General features: G+C 35.8%; 7 protein-coding genes. 6 read left to right on the top strand and 1 reads right to left on the bottom strand.

Features of this window, described 5'->3' with window-relative positions; translation table 11 throughout:
• Both B3X18_RS00630 and B3X18_RS00625 read left to right on the top strand, forming a co-directional pair.
• Positions 1-885: hypothetical protein (locus B3X18_RS00630; protein ID WP_286934959.1), on the top strand; the 885-nt coding region annotated here is incomplete at its 5' end.
• A gap of 403 nt (positions 886-1288) precedes the next feature.
• The gene (locus tag B3X18_RS00625; protein WP_017401086.1) at positions 1289-1507 is read left to right on the top strand and encodes a hypothetical protein; all 219 of its coding nucleotides are present in this window, start codon (positions 1289-1291) and stop codon (positions 1505-1507) included.
• Between the two features lie 124 nt (positions 1508-1631).
• Here the strand turns inward: B3X18_RS00625 and B3X18_RS00620 are convergent, their stop codons facing one another.
• Positions 1632-2117 (bottom strand): Lrp/AsnC family transcriptional regulator, encoded by a 486-nt coding sequence (locus B3X18_RS00620; RefSeq protein ID WP_005025518.1) that lies wholly within the window; start codon positions 2115-2117, stop codon positions 1632-1634.
• A gap of 451 nt (positions 2118-2568) precedes the next feature.
• Here B3X18_RS00620 and B3X18_RS00615 point away from each other — a divergent pair, with 451 nt between their 5' ends.
• The 4 genes from B3X18_RS00615 to B3X18_RS00600 are packed head-to-tail and all read left to right on the top strand — an operon-like array spanning position 2569 to position 6183.
• Positions 2569-3522, top strand: a complete 954-nt coding sequence (locus B3X18_RS00615) for an ABC transporter permease (RefSeq protein WP_034670069.1) — start codon at positions 2569-2571, stop codon at positions 3520-3522.
• A complete protein-coding gene (locus tag B3X18_RS00610; protein ID WP_034674734.1) occupies positions 3515-4477 on the top strand; it encodes an iron chelate uptake ABC transporter family permease subunit in 963 nt (320 codons plus the stop codon). The genes B3X18_RS00615 and B3X18_RS00610 overlap by 8 nt, the downstream gene beginning before the upstream one ends.
• Positions 4462-5226 (top strand): ABC transporter ATP-binding protein, encoded by a 765-nt coding sequence (locus tag B3X18_RS00605; RefSeq protein WP_034670066.1) that lies wholly within the window; start codon positions 4462-4464, stop codon positions 5224-5226. Before B3X18_RS00610 ends, B3X18_RS00605 begins: the two co-directional genes overlap by 16 nt.
• 9 nt (positions 5227-5235) lie before the next feature.
• The gene (locus B3X18_RS00600; protein ID WP_034670063.1) at positions 5236-6183 is read left to right on the top strand and encodes a siderophore ABC transporter substrate-binding protein; all 948 of its coding nucleotides are present in this window, start codon (positions 5236-5238) and stop codon (positions 6181-6183) included.
• The last annotated feature ends 256 nt before the right edge of the window (positions 6184-6439 follow it).

Below are 6439 nucleotides of genomic sequence, written 5' to 3'. Positions count from 1 at the left end.
CACAATTTAATTTACAGTCTCAAAAATTATGCTAAAAAGCAACCATTATTGATTTATTTAACGTTATTTGGAAATGAACCAAGTTTTTCTTCATTAGGTAATATTAAAAAAGTTGATAATAAGTATTTAATTCAAGCTAATAATGAGTTAATTAATATAAATTTAAGATGTTTAAGCTATAAGATAGATATTATTTCATGGCTTGAGGATATTAAGTCTCAATTTAATCACTTAACAAATCTTCAGTCAGCTCTTAATCAGTATATTAATTTACTAAGAATGTTGACTAATGAGCTGGTAACTGTAAATAAAGAATTAAAAAATATGTTATTAGAAATGACACCCAACGAACTTCAGGCGATTAAGCAAATCTCTAATCAATTTAACAGTAGTAATTATAGAGGAGACTTACTTTTTAAATTATTTGCATATTTTGAACATAAATTTATTGAAACAGGAAATTATGAAATATCTCCTGAATTCCAAGATATACATTATACATTTAAAAATTGCCAACAATGGTTTAAGCAGCTTAGTAATATTAATCCAGAAAGTAAAAGGAATGTTATTGGTTGTGTATTAAGAAGCAAAAAAAATCTTCATGTTACTTTTTTGTTTGTAGCAGCTAAAGATAATTTACATTATGGGATCACGTTATCAGAAGAGTGTCATTTTAATTTGAATGATCTAGAACGTCTACTACCAACATGGGGGCAAGCTAAACAATGGAAAAAAATCCCTGATGGTCTGATTAGCAAAGGTATAGAAAATCTAAGAAATTTTTCTGGTGATGCATTTAAATTATTGGCTGTTAAAGATAATAATTTTCTAGATGATTTCATTAAGGATAGGTTGCAGGAAATGGATATTATTCTAAAGCTATAAAAATAAGAATTTTTTAGTATTATCAAAATCAAATTATTAGTATTCCATATATATGTTAAGTATTAATCTAATTGATAATACTTATACATATATATGTGGAATATTCAGCGGACCTTAAGCTTAAGAAGAAACTTCATAAGTTTAAATATGATGAAATTCCTCGCAGGAGAATAATTTATAACAATCAAGTGAATAAACTATATGACTATATAGAGATTAGGCTTAAAAAAGAGAGTCACTCGGAAATTTACTGATTTTTTAGAGTTAAATTTTGAGCATATTTTTTAAAAAAGGGTTCACACTATAAAATTTGAAGTTAATTGATATTTTCTATATTAATATAATCTTTACAAGATAGGCAATAAGTTATTAAATTTCCTTAAATATGCTAGTTTAAAAGAGAATGTCTAAACAATCCCGCTTCCTCTGCATCGGCGGTTTCCTCAACGGAACCCAAGTCAAAGACCAAGGTGACAGCTTCGTCTGCGTCGAAAATGGTAAACAAGTGACTTACCATAAAAAGGAAATCTTCCATCAAGATGCTTGGGATCATGACTATTATGTCTGTGAAATTATCACTGACCAACAAGCTAAAAACTGGGTCTACGACATTGAAAGCTGAGCTGAAATTTTAGAGATTAAAAAGCCCTATAATGAGAAGCTGCTTACATAAGGTACTTCTCTGTTATTAAAAATAGTAAAATATACATAGTTTAAATATACGAGATAGCTTTTTAGCCTTTAATTTATTCAATCATGAGTAAATCTGCATTATTTGCCAGTTTTAGAGGACGTAAAGCAAAAATTGAACGGGTATGACGTACCCCCTTCATAGAATATAAATTTTTACGTAAGAAACGCTCATAGTGTTCTGAGTTTTTAACTGCTACTTTGACCAGATAATCATAATCGCCAGTTACCAGATGTGCTTCAACGACTTCAGGCATATTCGCTAAGGCCTCACTAAACTGGTCCAGAATTTCATCATCATGCCGTTCAAGTGTAATTTCGATAAAGAACAGCTCATTAATACCAATGGCTTTAGGATTAATATTGGCAGTATAGCCTTCAATAATTTTTAAAGATTCAAGGCGTTTAAGCCGAGTCCAGCAAGGTGAAGAAGAAAGTCCAACTTGTTCAGCTAGCTGAGCGATAGTTAAACGGCCGTCCTGTCTTAAAGCCGATAAAATTTTTCGGTCTATTTTATCTAATGTGTAATCTGTGCTGTTCAAAATTCAAACTATAGAAAATTATTCTGTTAATACTTAATATACTTAATTTTTGTACTGTATATAAGCAAAATTAACAGGAAATTCGGGAGATATTTTGTAAAATTTAACGATACACTATGGTCATAAAATCAGAGTCAATTGGGTAAAGGCTTTGATTAAACTTATAGCTCTTTTAAATAAGGGTGATTTAAAAGGGCTATGAGTTTCTCTAACTAATTTTATAGAATTAAAAACTTAAAATATAATTTAATAAAATTAATAATTACAAACTTAAACAAAACTGTCTTCGAGTTTAACTTAATTTAAGTTTTTGATAAAAATAAAATTTTTTAATATAAGTAGTCATTCTTAAAGTTTAAAATATAAATATTAAAGATAATTATTCTCATTTGTGATATTTTCTTAATTACTCCGCTCTTTTTGCTTTAACTTCGCATGTTATTTCCCTGCCATGATTAAACGCCGTTACCTGTTTCTTTTGCTTGTTCCTCTTGCTGTTATTTCGTTATTTACAGGTGTGGGCGAAATGAATATTACCGGATTACTGACAGGCAATATTCATGAATGGCAATTATTCTGGACCAGCCGTTTACCACGCTTAATGGCCATTTTAGTTGCAGGTGCAGGGCTGAGTGTTTGTGGGCTGATTATGCAGTCACTCAGCCGGAACCGTTTTGTTTCCCCAACTACAGCCGGTCTTTATGATTGTGCCCGGTTAGGTGTTCTCATCTCGATTATCCTGTTGCCAGCCGCTTCTATTTTTATTAAAACCGGTTTTGCAATTTTAGTTACATTGGCCGGTGCATTGGTTTTTATGAGTATTCTAGCCACACTCAAGCATCGGGATACCGTTTTTGTTCCTCTGGTTGGTATGATCTTTGGCAGTATTATTTCTGCATTTACGACTTTTATCGCTTTGCAAATGGACTTGTTACAAAATCTGGCGGGATGGTTACAGGGAGACTTTTCAACCGTTCTAAATGGTCAATATGAGCTGATCTATTTAAGTATACCCATTTTAATAGTGAGTTATTTTCTGGCCAATCGCTTTGTCTTGGCAGGTATTGGGGAAGACTTTGCAACTAATTTAGGTCTCAATTATAAACAGACCTTATTTTTAGGACTAATTCTGGTATCTGTCATTACTGGTGTAGTCATCGTCACAGTTGGAGCTATCCCATTCTTAGGTTTGATTGTTCCCAATATTGTAAGTCTGTATCTCGGAGATAATATCCGCAAGACTTTATCGCATACTGCAATTTTAGGGGCTTTACTGGTACTGGTCTGTGATCTGTTTGGACGTATAGTGATTTATCCGTACGAAGTTTCAGTAAGTCTGATTATGGGTGTACTGGGCAGTGTGCTTTTCTTGTGGCTCTTGCTACGGAGGTACCGTTATGCATAACCGTACCAAACTGATGGTTTTGGGCTTTGCTGTAATCATTATGGTTACCTTGTATCTCGGCTGGAATCTGGGCTCAGGCTGGCAGTTTGCTGTGAAGCTCCGTTTAAAGACAATCATGGCAATTATTGTTGCTGGCATAGCGGTTGGAGTATCTACTTTAGTGTTTCATACTATTGTAAATAACCGCGTAGTGACTCCTCAGGCATTAGGTTTAGACAAGCTATATGAGCTGTCTAAAACCATGATCATTTATTTCTTTGGTGCAAGTACCTTACTGTCAATAAATTTTGTGACTGACTACCTGATTAGCCTGCTATTAATGGTCAGTTTTGCGCTCTTGCTTTACCGTTTTATTTTTCAGAAAGTCGCGCAACAGAATATCTACTTTCTACTTTTGGTTGGCCTGATCTGTTCAACATTGTTTGACAATATGATCACCTTTTTTCAGGTATTGCTCGATCCGGATGAGTTCCAGATAGCTGCTTATGCCGGTTTTGCCAGTTTTAACATAGTGAAAATGGAAACCGTAGGGTTAGCTTTACTCACTATTTTACCAATTTTACTTTATAGCTTTAAACACCATCACCGTCTGAACGTTATGGCACTGGGCCGTGACCATGCTCTTAATCTGGGGCTGGATTACGATAAAACCAGCCGTATTTTGCTGATTTTGGTAGTTCTGGCACTAGCCTCAGCAACTGCACTGGCTGGACCTATGATGTTTCTGGGACTGTTGGTACTCAATATTACCTTGGAACTTTTTAAAACCCATCAGCATTATATTCTGCTGCCTGGCATCATTCTGGTCAGTATCCTGTCTCTGGTCATTGGGCAGTTTATTGTCCTGCATGTGCTGAATTTTAAAACAACGCTGAGTGTCATTATTAATTTTGTCGGTGGAATTTATTTCTTCTGGATTTTGTTGAAGGAAAATAAAAAATGGCAATTGAGCTGAAAAATTTAAGCAAAAGCTATCACGGGCAGAGGGTGGTAAATGATGTGTCGCTTACTATTGCCAAAGGACAGTTCACTGCTTTTATCGGGCCAAATGGGGCAGGCAAAAGTACTTTGCTGTCAATGATCAGCCGGTTGACTCAGGTTGATACCGGCGACGTTCTGCTGGATAGCCAGAATATACAGCAGATGAAGAGTACCGAGATTGCTAAAAAGCTGGCAATTCTTAAACAGTCCAATCATACGGAATTACGTTTAAGTATTGAAGATTTAGTGGCTTTTGGGCGTTTTCCCTATTCACAGGGCGGCTTAAAAGCTGAAGACCAAAAGATTATTGATCAGGCAATCGCCTACATGGAACTAGAACTGTTACGGCATAAACAGCTGAGTGAACTTTCAGGTGGCCAGCGCCAGCGAGCTTATATTTCTATGGTTCTGGCACAGGATACAGATTATATCCTGCTGGATGAACCTTTAAACAATCTGGACATGAAGCACTCTGCACAAATTATGCGGGTACTGAAAGACTTGGCGGTGAATCATGGCAAGTCAATTATTGTGGTAATACACGATATTAATTTTGCCTCGGTCTATGCCGACCAGATTATTGCCATGAAAGATGGACAGTTACTTTATCAGGGCACACCCGAACAGATTATGCAGGAAAATATACTGCAGCATATTTTTGATTTTGCGATTCCAATTCAGCAAGTTCAGCAACACAAACTTGGTCTGTACTTTATTAGCTAGGAGATAGATATGTTTTTTAACAAGAAGGTACTCGCCATTGCCTTGGCCGCTGTGGTTACTGCATGCAGCAATTCCAATATACCTTCTGAAGGTACAACACAAGCGCAGAGTGCAGATACCTTAAGCTTTAGTAGCAAGGCAGGTAATATTGATGTACCGGCTAATCTTTCAAGAATTACAGTATTAGATACCAATGCATTAAACACCATTCATGAACTAGGAGCAGATGAGAAGGTGGTAGCTTTACCTAAAGGTACACCTTTGCCAGCAGTATTAAACAAGTTTAATGACCAAAAATATGCAGATGTCGGTACAGTAAAAGAACCGAACCTGGAACGAATTGCAGCCAGCCAGCCACAACTGATCCTGATGAGTGGCCGAATGGAAAATCTGGTTGATCAGATCAAACAGATTGCACCTACCTATTTTATTGATATTGACTATAAAGACCAATTTAACTCTTTTAAACAGCAAACACTGAATATTGCTCAAATGGTAGGTAAAACAGCGGAGGCTGAAAAGGAACTGGCCGAGCTAGAACAGGATATTGCTGAAATTAAGCAAAAGACTAAAGGCAAGACTGCTCTGATCGTGCTGGTTAATAATAATAAAATTGCTGCCTATGGCCCGGGTTCACGTTTTGGTAATATCCATGATCTGTACGGTTTCACTCCAGCTGATCCATCTATTAAAGTAGGGTTACATGGCATGGCAATTTCACATGAATTCATTGCACAGAAAAATCCGGATTATCTATTCGTGATTGACCGCGGCGCAGCTATTACCGACAAGAAGGATGGTGCAAAACATATTCTGTACAATAATATTGTGAACCAGACCAAAGCTGCTAAAAATGGTCACATTGTATATCTGGATTCAAGCAACTGGTATTTAATGAATGGTGGACTGGGCGGTATGAAAGATATGCTGAAAGAGGTCGAAACTGCCTTAAACTAAGCTGTCTAAATTTAAAGCAAGAGTGCCAGTCAAGTCATCTTCACAAGTTATTTTTAAAAAGTTAAGTGATAAAAAAGCCCCGCAGTGCGGGGCTTAGTCGTATATAGATCGTGCTATATACTGTATGAGGCTCATCTCAAACTGCCTGCATTAAAACATAATTTAAGTTGGCTAGCGAGAATTTTCAGCTAAAAATTATTTTGAAATCGTTGCAAAATGACTTTTGAATTAAAAGGAACAGCTGCATACAAGCTCT

Source organism: Acinetobacter sp. UBA6571 (assembly GCF_002434085.1).
GTDB classification, from domain to species: Bacteria; Pseudomonadota; Gammaproteobacteria; order Pseudomonadales; family Moraxellaceae; genus Acinetobacter; species Acinetobacter radioresistens.
The sequence above is the reverse complement of the archived record's forward strand: the minus strand, read 5'-3'. Positions and strand labels throughout refer to the sequence as shown.